The following is a 15,581-nucleotide window of genomic DNA, read 5'->3' as shown; positions in this document are numbered from 1 at the left end:
ACGCGAGTTAGAACTCGCTTGCGCACTCACGAGGGGCGGGACGCTCAGGACAGGCGGCGGGCTCCGGGAGACGGGGTGGCCGCGAAGCCCGCCGGTTCGGCGAAGCCGTTGCGCGCGAACGACTCGCGTACGCCGGCCAGCACGGTGGCCGCCTCGTCCTCGGCGACGAGCGCGATGACGCAGCCACCGAAGCCGCCGCCGGTCATCCGCGCGCCGAGGGCGCCCGCGGCGAGCGCGGCGTCCACCGCCGTGTCCAGCTCCGGCACCGTCACCTCGTAGTCGTCCCGCAGCGAGGCGTGCGAGGCGGTGAGCAGTGGCCCGATGCCGTCGATGTCGCCCGCGCGCAGGCGGCGCACGACGCCGAGCACCCGCTCGTTCTCGGTGACGACGTGCCGCACCCGCCTTCGCTGCACCTCGTCGTCCAACCGGGACAGCGCGCCCGGAAGCGCGTCGCTGGTGACGTCGCGGAGCATGCGCACACCCAGTGCCGCGGCCGCCTTCTCGCAGGTGCGCCTGCGGTCGGCGTACTCGCCGTCGACGAGCCGGTGCGGTGCCCGGGTGTCGAGCACGAGCAGCGTGCGCCCGTGCGCGGTGGGCACGAACGGCACCTGTTCGGTGGCCAGCGACCGGGTGTCGAGAAAGAGCAGGTGGTCCGCCGTGGCGGACATCGAGGCCATCTGGTCCATCACGCCGCAGGGCATCCCGACGAACTCGTTCTCCGCGCGTTGCGCGGCACGTGCCAGTTCGGCGTCTTCGAGGTCGAGCCCGAACAGGCCGGCCAGTGCGGTGGCGACGGCACATTCGAGGGCGGCCGAAGACGAGAGCCCCGCACCCGCGGGGACGTCGCCGTCGATGGCGATGTCCGCCCCGCCGAGTTCGAACCCGGACGAGCGCAGGCTCCACACGACCCCCGCGACGTAGGCCGCCCATCCGGTCACCGACCCGGGTTCCGCGTCGGTGCCGAACGTCGCGGGTTCGCCGGGCTCCTGCCGGGAGACCACGCGCACGGTGGAGCCGTCCGTGCGGGCGGCCGCCGCCCGCACCCCGTGCGGCAGTGCCATCGGCAGCACGAAACCCTCGTTGTAGTCGGTGTGCTCGCCGATCACGTTGACCCGGCCCGGCGCGGCCCACACTCCTTCGGGCGGGCGGCCGAAGGCGGCCGTGAACGTGCCGGCCGGCTCGCTCGCCGCGGTCATGCCCTCGGCTCGCTCGGGGTGCCGTTGCCGCTGTTCTGCGCGCCGGCGTCCACCACGATCAACTCGCCGACGTGCTCGCGCAGCCCCGCGCGGTACTCCTCGGCCAGCCCGGAGTCGGTGATCAGCACGTCTGCCGCATCGATCCTGGCGATCGTGCTGATGCCGAGCACGCCGTACTTCGTGTGGTCGGCGAGCACCACGAACCGGCGGGACGCCTCAACGAAAGCGCGGTCGGTCTCGGCCTCCACCAGGTTCGGTGTGGTGAAGCCGTTGCGCAGGTCCATGCCGTGCACGCCGAGGAAGATGACGTCGAGGTTCACCGACCGGATCGCCGCCACGGCGAACGGGCCGACCAGCGCCTCCGACGGGGTGCGGATGCCGCCGGTGAGCACCACCGTCTGGTCCGAGCGCGGCTGGCGGGAGAAGAGATCGGCCACCTGTACGGAGTTGGTCACCACGGTGATGTCGGGAACGTCGCGCAGCAGCCGGGCGAACGTCCACGTGGTGGTGCCACCGGAGAGGCCAACCGCCATTCCCGGCTCCACCAGCCGCAGCGCCTCGGTGGCGATCGCCTGCTTCTCGGGGTTCTGCCGGTTGGACTTCGCGGCGAACCCGGGCTCCTCGGTGCTGCGCCCGCCGGGCAGCACCGCGCCGCCGTGCACCTTCTGCAGCTGGCCCTCCTGGGCGAGCACCTCCAGGTCCCGCCGGACGGTCATGTCGGACACGCCGAGGTGCTCCACCAGTGCGCTCACCCGCACGGCACCGGCCCGCCGGATCTCCTCCAGGATCTGCGACCGCCGTTGGCTCGCGAGCATGGGGCGTGTTCCTCCTCAGATGTGCATGGTCACGACAGCACGGGCAAAGGATCGCACATTTTCACAAGGTTTTCGATAGTGCTGCCGAGGAAGGATGTTGAGGTCGGTACGCGCAGCCGCACTGGTCAGCCCGCTCCCTGGTCCGCCCGGAGCAGCGTCGGCGCCACGCCGATCGGCCGATCGGCGCCTTGTGCTCGGCTGTCTGAAGTCGTTTGATCGGTTCGGATAGTGATGCGACATGTCGGAATCGGACGATCAAATCGACACAGTCGCACAGACGGACGGAGTCAGGGAGGATTCCGATGAGCCGACACCGGCTCCGCCGCGCCACGGGTGGCGGAACGCTCATGGCACTGCTCGCGGTCGTGCTCACCGTCGTGCCGGCGCCCGTGACGGCGAGCGCGGCGCGGGCGGACGGCTCCGGGACCTGGACCGTCGACTCGCCCGCCGGTTCGGGTATCCGCGCCAAGGTGCGGCTCGATCCGGACACCGGGACGCCGGCACTGTCCGTGTCGCGCCACGGCCGCACCGTGCTCACCCCGGCACCGGTCGGTCTCACGACCGCCGACGCCGACCTCACGCGCGGGCTGCGGCCTGCGGGCGACCCCGCCACCAGGGTCGTGCACGAGCGCTACACCATGACCACGGGCAAGCGGCTCCGGCGCGCGGCGCTGATGACCGAGACCCGGCTGCCGTTCGCGGCGGAGGACGGCACGCGGCTCGACCTGCTGGTGCGGGCCGCCGCCGACGGCGTCGCCTACCGCTACGTGCTGCCCGCCCCCGGGGGCAGCACGGTGACCGGTGAGGCTTCCAGCTTCAGCCCGCCCGGCGACGCGACCGCGTGGCTGCAGCCGTACAACGCCCAGCACGAACGGCGCCGCGTGGAGACCACCGCGGCGGCGGCGGAGACCGGGGAGTACGGCAACCCCGCGCTGTTCCGCACCGGAGCCGACTACGCACTGCTGACCGAGTCCGACGTGGACGGAAGCTACTCCGGGGCGAGGCTGTACCACGAGCAGGGTTCTGGCGCCTACCGCGTCCGGCTGGCCGACGCCGAGGTGAGCGCGCCTGGACCGCTGGAGACGCCGTGGCGCACGGCGATCGTCGGCGACCTGGCCACCGTCACCGAGTCGACCCTGGTCGACGATCTCGCCGACCCCGCCCGGATCGGGGACACCTCATGGGTGCGCCCGGGCAAGGTCGCCTGGTCGTGGCTGAGCGAGCACTCGAGCCCGGCCAGCTTCGAGCGGCAGCGCGACTACGTCGACTTCGCCGCTCGCAACGGCTGGCCGTACGTGCTGGTGGACGAGGGCTGGAGCGAGGAGTGGGTACCCGAGCTGACGCGCTACGCCAGGGCGAAAGGCGTGGACGTCCTGCTCTGGTTCCACTGGACGAGCCTCGACACGGAGGCGGAGCGCGCGACGATCCTGCCCAGGATCAAGAACTGGGGCGTACGCGGTGTGAAGGTCGACTTCATGGAGTCGGACTCCCAGGACCGCTACCGGTGGTACGACACGATCCTCGCGGCGACCGCCCGGCACCGGCTGATGATCAACTTTCACGGCTCCACCATCCCGCACGGCCTGGCCCGCACCTGGCCGCACGTGATGACGATGGAGGCGGTCCATGGGCAGGAGCAGTTGCCACAGCCGGACGACAACCCGGTGCACTCCTTCGCCCGCAACGTCGTCGGCTCGATGGACTTCACGCCGGTCGCGCTGGAGGTGGGGCCGCGCACGTCCTCGGTCGCGCATGAGGCGGCGCTGGCGATCGTCTACGAGTCGGGCTGGCAGCACTTCGCGGACATGCCCGAGGCGTACGAGCGCCACCCCGGCGTGCTGCGGTTGCTCAACCAGGTGCCCACCGCGTGGCAGGAGACCCGGCTCGTCGGCGGCCGGCCCGGCGACGAGGCGATCCTCGCACGTCGCCACGGGGACCGGTGGTTCCTCGGGGCGATCGCCGCGGGGGAGGCCAGGACGCTGCGGGCGCCACTGGACTTCCTCGGCGGCGGCAGGTGGCTCGTCGAGCTCGTGCGCGACGCCGAGGGCGCGCCGCGCGCCGATGTCCGGCGGGAACGGTCGGTGGCCGGCCCGGCCGAGACGCTCGCGGTGCACGTGCCGCGCAACGGCGGGTTCGCCGCCATCGTGTGCCGGGCGCGGCCGGGCAGGCAGACCTGTGACGAGCCGCTCCGGCTCGCGCCCGAGACGTCGCTGACGGTCTCGCCGGAGGACGCGGGTGACACCCCGCCGGGCACCTCGTTCGACGTCACCGCCGAGTTCACGATGGAGGACGACCGGACAGCGCGGGATGTGCAGCTGCGGCCACGTGTCCCGGATGGCTGGACCGTCGACGGACCGGCGGTCACCGCACCGCGCCTCGAACGGGGACAGCGCCTGACCGGTCGCTGGCGCGTCACCGTCGGGCCGCAGGCCGCGAAGGGCCCGGCCGAGCTGGTGGTCGCCGCGGAGTTCCACGACCCGGCGATGGACCCGGACCGGGCGCGGATGCACGTCGCGAAGGCCGTGCGGGCGTTCGTGCCACCGCCGGTCCCCACCGGCACCGCCTACGTGAGCGACCTGCCGTTCCAGCGCGAGGTCAACGGCTACGGGCCGGTCGAGCGGGACACCTCCAACGGCGAGTTCGCGAAAGGCGACGGCAACCCGATCACCATCGCGGGCACCACCTACGCGAAGGGGCTCGGCACGCACGCGCCCTCGGAGGTGAGCGTCTACCTCGGACGGCAGTGCGAGAGCTTCGCCGCGCTGGCCGGGCTGGACGACGAGACCGGCTCACCTGGCTCGGTCTCCTTCCAGGTGCTCGGCGACGACGGCGACGTCCGGTTCGACAGCGGTGTCGTGCGCGGCGGCGAGGATGCGGTCGAGGTGTCGGTGGACACCACGGGAGTGCGGATGCTGACCCTGCGGGTCACCGACGGCGGCGACGGGAAGAACTTCGACCACGCCGACTGGGCACGGGCCCGGGTGCGCTGCGGCTGACGACGCGCCGCGCCCCGGTCGTCACCTGCCGATGCCGATGGCCTCGCGCACGGAGCCGAGCACGCGGCCCGCCCGCTCGCGGGCCTTCACGGCGCCCTCGGCGAGGTAGGCATCCAGGTCGCTGCCCGGCTGCATCAGCTCGTCGTAGCGCTCCCGCAGCGGCGCGAGCTCGGTGTTGAGCACGTCGAACAGCACGTTCTTCAGCTCGCCCCAGCCCATGCCGCCGGCCTCCAGCCGCTTGCGAGTGTCGGCCACGACGGCGGCGGCCGAGGGCGGCGCGAACTGCTCCAGGATCTGGAAGACCGCGGAGCCGTCCGGGTCCTTCGGCGCCTCGACCGGCGTGCTGTCGGTCGGGATCCGCCGGACCAGCTTCTTGAGCTGGTTCTCCGGGAGGAACAGCGGGATCGTGTTGTCGTAGGACTTGCTCATCTTCCGGCCGTCGAGGCCCGGCAGCGTGTGCCCGGTTCCGGCATCCGGGATGATCGCCTGCGGCACCTTGAGCCGGTACGACTCGCCGTAGAGGTGGTTGAAGCTGCCCGCGATGTCGGCGGCGTACTCGACGTGCTGCACCTGGTCCTTGCCGACCGGCACGACGTCGGACTCCATGATCAGAATGTCGACGGCCATCAGGATCGGGTAGTTGTAGAGCCCCATGTTCACGCCGGCGTCCGGCTCCTCGCCCGCCTCGACGTTGCGGTCCCGCGCGGCCTTGTAGGCGTGCGCCCGGTTCATCAGGCCCTTGCCCGTGACGCAGGACAGCGCCCAGGTGAGCTCGAAGATCTCGGGCACGTCCGACTGGACGTAGAAGATGGTGCGGTTCGGGTCGAGGCCCGCGGCCACCCAGGTCGCCGCGACCGAGCGGCTGTAGTGCCGGAGCAGCTTCGGGTCCCGCACGCTGGTCAGCGCGTGGTAGTCGGCGATGAAGTAGACCGAGTCGTACTGCTCGGCCAGCTGCAACGCCGGCCGGATCGCACCGATCAGGTTGCCCAGGTGCGGCTCACCGGTCGGCTTGATGCCGGTCAAGGAGACCTTGGCTACGGGCTGTGACATGCGGATCATCCTACTGCCCCGACTCGGCGCTCCGTTCCGCCGTGCCCGCGCGCTCGCTAGGGTCGCCGGCATGGGCGAGCACATGACGCCGGAGGAGTTCCGCGAGTACGGCAGGCAGGTGGTCGACTGGATCGCGGACTACCTCGGCTCGATCGAGTCCTACCCGGTGCGGTCGCCGTCGAGGCCCGGCGACGTCCGGGCGGCCCTGCCCGCGCACCCGCCCGAGCGGGGCGAGCCGTTCGACGCCGTGCTCGCCGACCTGGAACGGACGATCCTGCCGGGTATCACGCACTGGCAGCATCCCGGCTTCTTCGCCTACTTCCCGGCGAACACGAGCGGCCCCGGCATTCTCGGCGACCTGCTGTCGGCGGGGCTGGGCGTGCAGGGAATGGTCTGGGCGACCAGCCCCGCGTGCACCGAGCTGGAGACGGTCGTCGTCGACTGGCTCGCCGAGCTGCTCGGGCTCCCCGCGCACTTCCGCACCGACGCGCGCGGCGGCGGGGTGATCCAGGACTCCGCGTCGAGCGCAAGCCTGGTCGCCGTGCTCGCGGCCCGGCACCGTGCGGGCGGCGCGCCCGGGCGGCACACGATCTACGTGTCGTCGCAGACGCACTCCTCGCTGGAGCGCGCCGGCCGGATCGCCGGTCTCGCCGAGGGCGACGTCCGCGCGGTCGACGTGGACCCGGACACGCTCGCCATGGACCCGGCGCACCTCGATGCCCTGATGTCGGCGGACGTGGCCGCGGGCGCGACGCCGATCCTGGTGTGCGCCACCGTGGGGACCACGTCGACGACCGCCGTCGACCCGGTCGCGCGCATCGGCGAGGTCTGCCGTGCGCACGGCGCCTGGCTGCACGTCGATGCCGCGTACGCCGGGGTCTCGGCGGTCTGCCCTGAGTTGCGGTGGATCAACGACGGTGTCGCCGAGTACGCGGACTCCTACGTCACCAACCCGCACAAGTGGCTGCTCACCAACTTCGACTGCTCGGTGCTGTGGCTGGCGGACCGGGTGCCGATGATCGACGCGCTGTCGAGCATGCCGGAGTACCTGCGCAACGCGGCGACCAGCTCGGGCGAAGTGATCGACTACCGGGACTGGCAGATCCCGCTCGGCCGCCGGTTCCGCGCGCTCAAGCTGTGGTCGGTGATCCGCTGGTACGGCGCGGAGGGCCTGCGGGCGCACATCCGCGGCGGCATCGAGCTCGCGGACGAGTTCGCCGCGCTGGTGCGGGCCGATCCTGGCTTCGAGGTGCGCGAGCCGCATCCGTTCGGCCTCGTCTGTTTCCGTCCACTGTGGCCGGACCTGTCCGCGGAGGAGGCCGGTGCGGCGACCCTGGCGATGATGGAACGGCTCAACGACTCCGGCGCCCTCTACCTGAGCCACACCAAGGTCGGCGACCAGGTGCTGCTGCGCATGGCGGTCGGCGCACCGTCGACCGAACGCCGCCACGTGCACGAGGCGTGGCGGCGCATCCAGGAGGCTCACGAGCGGCGGTGACCGCTCATCCGGCCTTGCCGCGATAGGTGCGCACCTTGTGCCGGTTGCCGCAGCGCTGCATGGAGCACCAGCGGCGCGTGCCCGGCCGGGACGTGTCGAGGAAGAGCAGCCGGCAGTCGTCCGCGCCGCACTCGCGCAGCCGCGCGGAACCTTCGCCACCGATGATGTCGATGGCCTCCCGCGCCGCGGTGCCGAGGAGCTGTGCGCCGGTGACGGGCGTGACCCAGCGGCGCCGGCCGGTGGCCGGGTCGAGTGCCGGGCGCAGGGCCGTGGCGGCGGACTCGTTCAGGACCTCCAGATCCGCGCCTGCCGGACGCTCACCGCGCGCGGCGGCCGGCATGACCGTCCACAGTGTATCGCGGAGGCGCCGCACCTTTCGCAGCTCGGCGGGCGTGATCCGCGGGTCCGGCGGGGCGAGCGGCGCCGTTGCCGCCAGCCGGGAAGCGGTGAGCCAGCCGGCGAGGTCGGCGGGGCTGTGCAGCGTCTCGAACGACCCGTACGGCCCTGGTCCCCCGGTGAGCAGCAGTTCGAGGCAGAGACTCCCCGGGTCGAACTCGTAGCTCCTGCCGTCGCCGCCGGTCAGCCTTCTTGTGCCCGCCTTCATGTAACCAGTATATTCGGTGTCGGCTACTGGTTAAACCGGTTACCGGAGGGGTGTCGTGGCTACGGGAGAGACCAAGGACGTCGGTTACCAGATCGGCGTGTCGAAGACGGTGCCCTACTCCGTCGCGGAGGTCTGGCGCTTCCTGGTGAGCCCGGCGGGCGTCGCGTTGTGGCTCGGGGAGGGCGCGGCGCTGGAACCGCGCAAGGCCGCGCCGTACGAGACGGCCGCGGGCACGACCGGCGAGGTGCGGAGCTTCCGCGAACGCGACCGGGTCCGGCTCACCTGGCGGCCGCGCGACTGGGACCACGACACCACCGTGCAGGTCGCCGTCAGCGCGAGCGGCGCCGGCCGCACGGTGCTGAGGTTTCATCAGGAGTGGCTCGCCGACGCCGACGAGCGGGCCCGGCAGCGAGAACATTGGCGCGCGGTGCTGGCCGCCGTCCTGGGCGGGCTCAACCGAGATACGTCTCCAGTGTGACGTCGAGCGTGGCCCGGACCCGGGTTCCGTCCAACCCGCCCCACAGCCACAGCTCGGCCAGTCCGTGCAGGGCGGCCCAGAGCGACGCGGTGAGCAGGCGCCGGTCGGTACCCGCCCGCCAGCCGTCCCGCTGTGCCGCGCCGACCAGCTCGCTGAGGTGGTCGAACGCCGCCGTGTTGGTGCTGGCCAGCTCCGGCTCGGCCGCGTCGATCAGATCGTGCCGGAACATGAGCTCGAACATGGCCGGGTTGTCCAGCGCGAAACCGAGGTAGGCGCGGCAGGCGGCCAGCAGCCGTTCCCGCGGTGCGGAGCCGGGCAGGTTCTCGCCGCGCCGCCGCAGTTCGGCGAATCCCGTGGTGGCCACGGCGGAGAGGAGTTCGGCGCGGCCCGCGAAGTGCCGGAGCGGGGCGCCGTGCGACACGCCGGCCTCGCGGGCGATGCGACGCAGGGTGACCGCCTCCACGCCCTCGTCCGTGAGCAGGGCCGTCGCGCTCGCGATCAGGCGCTGCCGGGGATCGGTGTCCATCGGTCCCGCTCGTCGGTGAGCACGGGCAGCAGTTCGGGCCGTTTGGGCAGGTAGCCGTCGCCCGTCGAACGTCCGGTCACGTAGTTGACCATGCGGCCGCGCGCGACCGGGAGCACGCAGTCCCACACCCACCGCGCGTGTGCCAGCAGTCCGGGTTCGGCCGGATCGCCGGGCAACGGCTCGTGCCAGCTCGCCTCGCAGGGCACGCCGATCCGGCGTAACAGGTGCGCGGCGACCCGGCGGTGGCCGTGCTCGCCGAGGTGCAGCCGGTCCGGCCCGAAGTAGCGCAGGTCGGCCGCGGCCTCGTCCGGCCACAGGTCCACCAGCGTCGCACCGTAGTCATCGGCGGCCTCGCGGATCGCGTCGTTGAGCACCTCGATCCGGCTGCGCATCCGGCGCACGAGCGGCATCCGGAATGAGACGTCGCTGAGCGTGAACACCGCGACCGTCGGCGCGGCGTCGCTGAGCAGGCGCACCGCGGCCCGGACCCGGTTCGCCACGACCTCGGCGCTGAACGCCCTGGTCATGAGGTCGTTGCCGCCGCCGAAGAGGACCACGAGATCCGGTTCGAGGTCGATCGCGGTGGGGATCTGCTCGATGATGATCTGGTCGAGCCGCCGCCCGCGGACGCCGAGGTTGGCGTACCGCAGCCCCGGCTCGTCGCGGGCCAGCCTGCTCGCCACGAGGTCCGCCCAGCCACGGTACTGCCGCTTGCCCGGGTACGGGTCGTCGATGCCCTCCGTGCAGCTGTCGCCGACCGCGACGAAACGTTGGTACGCCATTCGACTCCCCGACATCCGCCGTTCAACTTGCAGACATTGTCCACTGCGACGTAGACGCCGTCTACAGGCGGCCACCGGGTCGTGAGTGCTGACACGAGTTAGAACTCGTCTCAGCACTCACGACCCGGCGCTGCTATCGCCAGTCGACCTGGGGCGAGCGGTAGAAGTCGACGTCACGCCACTCCCAGCGCGGTCCCTGTTCGGCGAGCCGCTCCCGGAAGGACTCCCAGTCGTGGCTCGCCCGTGCCGACCAGCCTAGCTCCGCGATGGCCGGCAACCTCGGGAACGCCATGTACTCGATGTCGTCCAGCGTGCGCAGCGTCTCCGACCACAGCGGTGCCTCGACGCCGAGCACCGACTCCGCGCCGACGCCCTCGACGTGGCTGCCCGGGTCCCAGTCGTAGGCGTCGCGGACCTCGGTGTAGCCCGCCCAGGACAGGCCGAGCGGCGTGTTCTGGTCGTACTTCATGTCGAGGTAGGCCTTGTTCGCAGGCGACATGATGACCTGGTTACCGCGCGCGGCGGCCTCGGCCAGGTCGGCGTTGGTGTTCGTCGTGCCCCAGAACTGCGGGACCGCCGAGGCGGGCGGGTCCACCTTGGCGATCTCGTTCCACCCGGCGGGCCGCTTGCCGTACTTGTAGACCATCGGCAGCACCCGGTCCATGAACTTCTGGTAGTCCTCCTCGGTCGTGGCATGCGCCTCGTCGCCGCCGATGTGCAGGTACGGCCCCGGGGTCATCTCGGCGACCTCCCGGATCACGTCCTCGACGAAGGTGTAGGTGATCTCCTTGTCGATGCACAGCGAGCTGTAGCCGACCTCGATGTCGGTGCGTGGCGGAGGCGCCACGCCGTCACAGTTGAGCTCGGCGTAGGTGGACTGCGCCGCGTTGGTGTGCCCCGGCATGTCGATCTCGGGCACGATCGTGATGTGCCGCGCCGCCGCGTAGCCGATGAGGTCGGTGTACTCGGCCTTCGTCAGGTATCCGGGGCCCTCGCCGTCCACGCCGGTGCCCGGGCCGCCGCCCGTGGTCGTCAGCTCCGGCCAGCTGTCGATCTGGATCCGCCAGCCCTGGTCGTCGGTGAGGTGCAGGTGCAGATGGTTGATCTTGTACTGGGCGAGCTCGTCGATGTAGGCCTTGACCTCGTCCGGGGTGTGGAAGTGCCGGGCCAGATCGAGCATTGCGCCCCGGTAGGCGAACCGGGGGTAGTCGACGATCTTGCCGCCGGGCACGGTCCACGTCCGCCGCTGTGGCCGGTCGGCCTCGATCTCGGCGGGCAGGAGCTGGCGCAGGGTCTGCGTACCGGCGAAGAGGCCCGCGGCGGTGTTGGCGCGGATCGTCACGCCCCTGCGGGCGACGTCGAGCCGGTAACCCTCGTCGCCGATGCGCGGGTCGGCCTTGCCGAGCAGCAGGGAGATGGTGGACGGCCAGGATCGTTTTGTTGCCGCCACGGGCAGCGGATAGCCGGTGGCCGGACGCAGGACGGCGGCGAGCTGCTCGCCGACCCGCTTCGCCTCGGCCGAGCCGGGCTGGGTGCGGATCAGGGTGAAGGGACTGAGCCGGAAGTCGGCCCGGGGGTCGGGTTTCGCCTCGACCGGAGCGGGGACCACGTCGGTGAGCTGACGCTCGGGTACATGGGTGGTCCCGGCATCGTCGGCCGTCGCCGTGAACCCGGGCAGGCACAGTGCCGCGACGGTGAGCACACCGGCCAGCGTTCTGCGTTGACGCACGGAGCACCTCCAAGGGGTGAGAGGGCAGTGCGTAAAGGTATAGACCAATGAAACAGGTATGGACATCCGCCGTTCGGGCTAGCGCATGTTCGGAGAGGCTGCCCTCGAACCTGCTGGAGCGGACCAGGACGCGCCATTTCCGCAGGCCAGGCGGCGCGCTGACAAAACACAGCCTAGTGGCCTGCCCGCTCCCCGGGACGAAGGATCTCCCGCAGGGCGGTGAGCACGTTCGGGTCCTCGATCGTCGAGGGAACCGGCTCCTCGCGGCCGTCGGCGATGCCCCGCATGGTCTTGCGCAGGATCTTGCCGGAGCGCGTCTTCGGCAGCGCGTCCACCACGGAGACGTCGCGGAACGCGGCGACCGGGCCGATGTCCCTGCGCACCGCCGCGACCAGCTCCTCCCTCAGCCGCTCCTCGGTGATGTCGGCGCCCGACTTGAGCACCACGAACCCGCGCGGCAGCTGGCCCTTGAGCTGGTCGTGCACCCCGATCACGGCGCACTCGGCCACCGCGGGGTGCGCGGCCAGCACCGCCTCCATCGAGCCGGTGGACAGCCGGTGACCTGCCACGTTGATGACGTCGTCGGTGCGTCCCATGACGAACAGGTAGCCGTCGGCGTCGCGGTAGCCGGAGTCGCCGGTGAGGTAGTAGCCGTCGTAGCGTGCCAGGTAGGCCTCGACATAGCGTTCGTCGTCGCCCCACAGCGTCGGCAGCGCGCCGGGCGGCAGCGGCAGCCGGATCGCGATCGCGCCCTCCTGCCCCGCGGGCAGCTCCTCCCCCGACTGGTCGAGGATGCGCACGTCCCAGCCCGGCACCGGCACGGTCGCCGAGCCGGGTTTGACGGGCAGCCGCTCGATCCCGCGCGGGTTGGCCGCCATCGGCCAGCCGGTCTCGGTCTGCCACCAGTGGTCGATCACCGGCACGCCGAGCTTGTCGTGCGCCCAGTGGTAGGTCTCCGGGTCGAGCCGCTCGCCCGCCATGAACAGCGTGCGGAACTCTGGCCGGTCGTACTTCGCCATCTCGTGCCCGTCCGGGTCGACCTTCTTGATCGCCCGCAACGCCGTCGGTGCCGTGAAGAGGGCCTTCGCCCCGTGTTCGGCGATGACGCGCCAGAACGCCCCCGCGTCCGGCGTGCCGACCGGTTTGCCCTCGTAGAGCACGGTCGTGGCGCCGATCAGCAGCGGCGCGTACACGATGTAGGAGTGGCCGACGACCCAGCCGACGTCGGAGGCGGTCCACCACACGTCGCCCGGGTGGATGTCGTACACGGCGCCCATCGACCACGCCAGCGCCACCGCGTGCCCACCCGTGTCGCGCACGACGCCCTTGGGCTTTCCCGTGGTGCCCGAGGTGTAGAGGATGTAGAGCGGATCGGTCGCGGCCACCGGCACCGGATCGGCAGGCGCGGCGCCCGCCGTCAGCTCGGCCCAGTCGACGTCCCGCTCGCCGAGTTCGGCGCGGGCGGCTTCGCGTTGCAGCACGACCACCCTGTCCGGCTGGTGCTGGGTGGTCTCGAGGGCCGCCTCGATGATCGGCTTGTACTCGACGACCCGGTTGGGCTCGATGCCGCAAGACGCCGCCAGGATCACCTTCGGCCTGGCGTCCTCGACCCGCGCGGCCAGCTCCTTGGGCGCGAACCCGCCGAACACGACCGAGTGGATCGCGCCGAGGCGCGCGCACCCGAGCATCGCGATGACCGCCTCGGGCACCATCGGCAGGTAGATGATCACCCGGTCGCCCCTGCCGACGCCGAGCGAGGCGAGCGCACCGGCGAAGCGGGCGACCTCGTCCCGCAGCTCGGCGTAGCTGTAGCTGCGCCGGGAGCCGGTCACCGGCGAGTCCCAGATCAGCGCGGCCTGCTCGCCGCGACCCTGCTCGACGTGCCGGTCGAGGGCGTTGTAGGCGGTGTTCAGCTCGCCGTCGGGAAACCAGCGGTAGAGGGGCGCGTTCGACGAGTCGAGCGCGCGGGTGGGCTTGCGGGTCCATTCGACGGCCTCGGCGGCCTCCAGCCAGAAGCCCTCGGGGTCCTCCAGGCTGCGCCGGTAGGTCTCGGCATACGCGCCCATCCTGCCTCCTCCTCGTCGTCGAGCGGAACCTCGTATCGCAGGTTACGGGCCTGCGAGCGAACCCGAACAGCACCACCCGCGTCCTTGAAGGCAGTGCGGTCATAGTCTGGTGCGGACGTTGCCGGGCGACGCTGGCGAAGGAGCGAGGGTGGAGTCGATCGCAAGCTCGTTGCTGTCGCTGGCGCATGCCCTGTTCGCCCCGGGCTTCTGTCCCGGGGACTGGGCGTGGGCGACGAGCGCCGCCGGCTCGCTCATCGCGCTGTTCCCGGTGGCCGCGGCCATGGTCGTGGCGATCATGCGCAAGGTGACGGGCAACCGGTATCACGGCGCTCCGCTGATCGCGATCGGCGTCGTCGGCGGCCTGCTGGTGCTGCTGTTGCCGTGGCTGTACGCCACGGGGATCTCCTCGGTCTACCGGGCGGTCTTCAACGGTGGTTCGGGCGGGCTTCCGGCCGGCAGCGTGCAGGAGCTCGGCAGGCAGTACTGCTTCGTCGGCACGCAGGCCGAGTACCTCGGCGGCGGCCAGAACATCTACGAGACGCTGTTCTACCCCTCCGGCGACGCGCTGGCCTACGGCTACTACCTCGGTGCGCTGCTGGGGCTTCCGCTGCTGGCGCTGCTGGCGGTCATGCTGCTGGTACGCACGGCGCTGCGCCGGGGCCCGAAGTGGCCGGGCCGCCTGCTGTGGGGCTCGTTCGTGGCGTACTTCCTGCTGACGGCGGGTGTGGAGGCCAACACGGCGGTGCACCTGTGGCTCGGGTACCTGCCGGTGGTCGTGCTCGGGATCATCCCGGTCGCGCTGATCGGGCCCCCGAGCTGGTCGGTGATCCAGAAGTCGGACCGGCCGCCGGAGCGCCCGCCACCCCCGCCGCCACAGCCCGAGCAGAAACCGCCGCCACCACCGCCACCGCCCCCACGGCAGTACGCGCCGACATCCGTGGCGCCCGCACAGGATCTCGCCGCCGTCCCCGGTCCCGTCCCGGTGCCGCCGGGTTCGGGTAGCGGGGGCAGCAGCAGGTTCCGGCGGGTGCGCAGGCTCGGTCACGGCGGGTTCGGCACCGTGTGGGAGGCGGTGGACACCCAGCTCGGCCGCACGGTCGCGCTCAAGATCGCGCACGCGCCGGACCGGGACACCGAGCAGCGGATGCAGCGGGAGGGGCGCGCGCTGGCCGCGTTGAACCACCCGAACTGCGTGCGGGTGTACGACCTGGTCGAGGAGCCGGACGGCCTCGCGCTGGTGATGGAGTACCTGCACGGTCAGTCGCTGTCGACCGCGGTGGACACCGTGGGCACGCTCGACGACGTCGCCGCCGGGCGGCTGTGGGCGACGATGGCGAGCGCGCTGTCCGCGGCGCACGACAAGAGCGTGCTGCACCGCGACGTGAAGCCGTCGAACGTGATCGTCGACCCGGCGGGGATGCCGCACCTGATCGACTTCGGGATCGCCCGGAGCAAGGGTGACTCCACCCTCACCGCGACGGGCATGATGGTCGGGACGCCGGACTTCGTGGCACCAGAGACGGCGGCCGGCGCGCCGGCCAGCCCGGCCTCGGACGCATGGCAGCTCGCGGCGACGGTGAGCTACGCGCTGTCGGGCTACCCGCCGCGGGGCACCCGTGAGACGCCGATGGCGGCGCTGATGGCCGCCGCGCGGGCGGAGCCGCCGTCGCAGCTCCCGCGGCGCAGCGTGCACGCCCGGTTGCTGATCGCCTCGCTCGACCCTGAACCGCGCAACCGGCCGACACTGAACGCGGTGTGCAAAGAGGTCGAGGGCTGGCTGTCCAGGGCGGGCAAGTCGGTCGACGGCCCCGTGACCAAGGTCGTCCCCCGCGTCAGGTAAC

Annotated in this window: 12 protein-coding genes; 4 read left to right on the top strand and 8 right to left on the bottom strand. The window is 71.8% G+C overall.

Translation table 11 applies throughout. The features are described 5' to 3' along the window. Nucleotides 1-44: 44 nt before the first annotated feature. Both galK and JAP66_RS16575 read right to left on the bottom strand, forming a co-directional pair. Nucleotides 45-1,196 (bottom strand): galactokinase, encoded by a 1,152-nt coding sequence (galK, locus tag JAP66_RS16580; protein WP_199432629.1) that lies wholly within the window; start codon nucleotides 1,194-1,196, stop codon nucleotides 45-47. After that, complete coding sequence (locus JAP66_RS16575) at nucleotides 1,193-2,011, bottom strand: DeoR/GlpR family DNA-binding transcription regulator (protein ID WP_199432628.1); 819 nt, start codon at nucleotides 2,009-2,011, stop codon at nucleotides 1,193-1,195. The genes galK and JAP66_RS16575 overlap by 4 nt, the downstream gene beginning before the upstream one ends. A 302-nt stretch (nucleotides 2,012-2,313) precedes the next feature. Between JAP66_RS16575 and JAP66_RS16570 the strand changes: the two genes are divergently transcribed. Next, a complete protein-coding gene (locus JAP66_RS16570; protein ID WP_199432627.1) occupies nucleotides 2,314-5,007 on the top strand; it encodes an NPCBM/NEW2 domain-containing protein in 2,694 nt (897 codons plus the stop codon). 21 nt (nucleotides 5,008-5,028) lie between these two features. On the opposite strand, the gene JAP66_RS16565 is transcribed toward JAP66_RS16570, so the two are convergent. Further along, on the bottom strand, nucleotides 5,029-6,057 hold the full coding sequence (locus tag JAP66_RS16565) for a tryptophan--tRNA ligase (protein ID WP_199432626.1): 1,029 nt from the start codon (nucleotides 6,055-6,057) through the stop codon (nucleotides 5,029-5,031). A gap of 82 nt (nucleotides 6,058-6,139) precedes the next feature. On the opposite strand from JAP66_RS16565, the gene JAP66_RS16560 reads away from it, so the two are divergent. Then, nucleotides 6,140-7,555 carry an aminotransferase class V-fold PLP-dependent enzyme gene (locus JAP66_RS16560; RefSeq protein WP_199432709.1) on the top strand — a complete coding sequence of 472 codons (1,416 nt, stop codon included), beginning with the start codon at nucleotides 6,140-6,142 and terminating at the stop codon, nucleotides 7,553-7,555. Nucleotides 7,556-7,559: 4 nt separating this feature from the next. Here the strand turns inward: JAP66_RS16560 and JAP66_RS16555 are convergent, their stop codons facing one another. Then, nucleotides 7,560-8,159, bottom strand: a complete 600-nt coding sequence (locus JAP66_RS16555) for a CGNR zinc finger domain-containing protein (RefSeq protein ID WP_199432625.1) — start codon at nucleotides 8,157-8,159, stop codon at nucleotides 7,560-7,562. Nucleotides 8,160-8,214: 55 nt separating this feature from the next. On the opposite strand from JAP66_RS16555, the gene JAP66_RS16550 reads away from it, so the two are divergent. After that, the gene (locus tag JAP66_RS16550; RefSeq protein WP_307849590.1) at nucleotides 8,215-8,637 is read left to right on the top strand and encodes an SRPBCC family protein; all 423 of its coding nucleotides are present in this window, start codon (nucleotides 8,215-8,217) and stop codon (nucleotides 8,635-8,637) included. On the opposite strand, the gene JAP66_RS16545 is transcribed toward JAP66_RS16550, so the two are convergent. The 4 genes from JAP66_RS16545 to JAP66_RS16530 all read right to left on the bottom strand — a co-directional run bounded on the left by JAP66_RS16545 (nucleotide 8,612) and on the right by JAP66_RS16530 (nucleotide 13,740). Continuing rightward, nucleotides 8,612-9,163, bottom strand: a complete 552-nt coding sequence (locus tag JAP66_RS16545; protein WP_199432624.1) for a TetR/AcrR family transcriptional regulator — start codon at nucleotides 9,161-9,163, stop codon at nucleotides 8,612-8,614. The genes JAP66_RS16550 and JAP66_RS16545 overlap by 26 nt on opposite strands. Then, the gene (locus JAP66_RS16540) at nucleotides 9,136-9,945 is read right to left on the bottom strand and encodes an SGNH/GDSL hydrolase family protein (protein ID WP_199432623.1); all 810 of its coding nucleotides are present in this window, start codon (nucleotides 9,943-9,945) and stop codon (nucleotides 9,136-9,138) included. The genes JAP66_RS16545 and JAP66_RS16540 overlap by 28 nt, the downstream gene beginning before the upstream one ends. 133 nt (nucleotides 9,946-10,078) lie before the next feature. Next, entirely contained in the window at nucleotides 10,079-11,674 is a 1,596-nt protein-coding gene (locus tag JAP66_RS16535; protein ID WP_372448978.1) for a beta-N-acetylhexosaminidase, read from the bottom strand. Between the two features lie 173 nt (nucleotides 11,675-11,847). Further along, complete coding sequence (locus tag JAP66_RS16530) at nucleotides 11,848-13,740, bottom strand: propionyl-CoA synthetase (protein ID WP_199432621.1); 1,893 nt, start codon at nucleotides 13,738-13,740, stop codon at nucleotides 11,848-11,850. A gap of 148 nt (nucleotides 13,741-13,888) precedes the next feature. On the opposite strand from JAP66_RS16530, the gene JAP66_RS16525 reads away from it, so the two are divergent. Further along, nucleotides 13,889-15,580 carry a serine/threonine-protein kinase gene (locus tag JAP66_RS16525; RefSeq protein WP_199432620.1) on the top strand — a complete coding sequence of 564 codons (1,692 nt, stop codon included), beginning with the start codon at nucleotides 13,889-13,891 and terminating at the stop codon, nucleotides 15,578-15,580. Nucleotide 15,581: the final 1 nt, after the last annotated feature.

The sequence above is a fragment of the Qaidamihabitans albus genome (assembly GCF_016464705.1).
Classification (GTDB): domain Bacteria; phylum Actinomycetota; class Actinomycetes; order Mycobacteriales; family Pseudonocardiaceae; genus Qaidamihabitans; species Qaidamihabitans albus.
The sequence above is the reverse complement of the archived record's forward strand: the minus strand, read 5'-3'. Positions and strand labels throughout refer to the sequence as shown.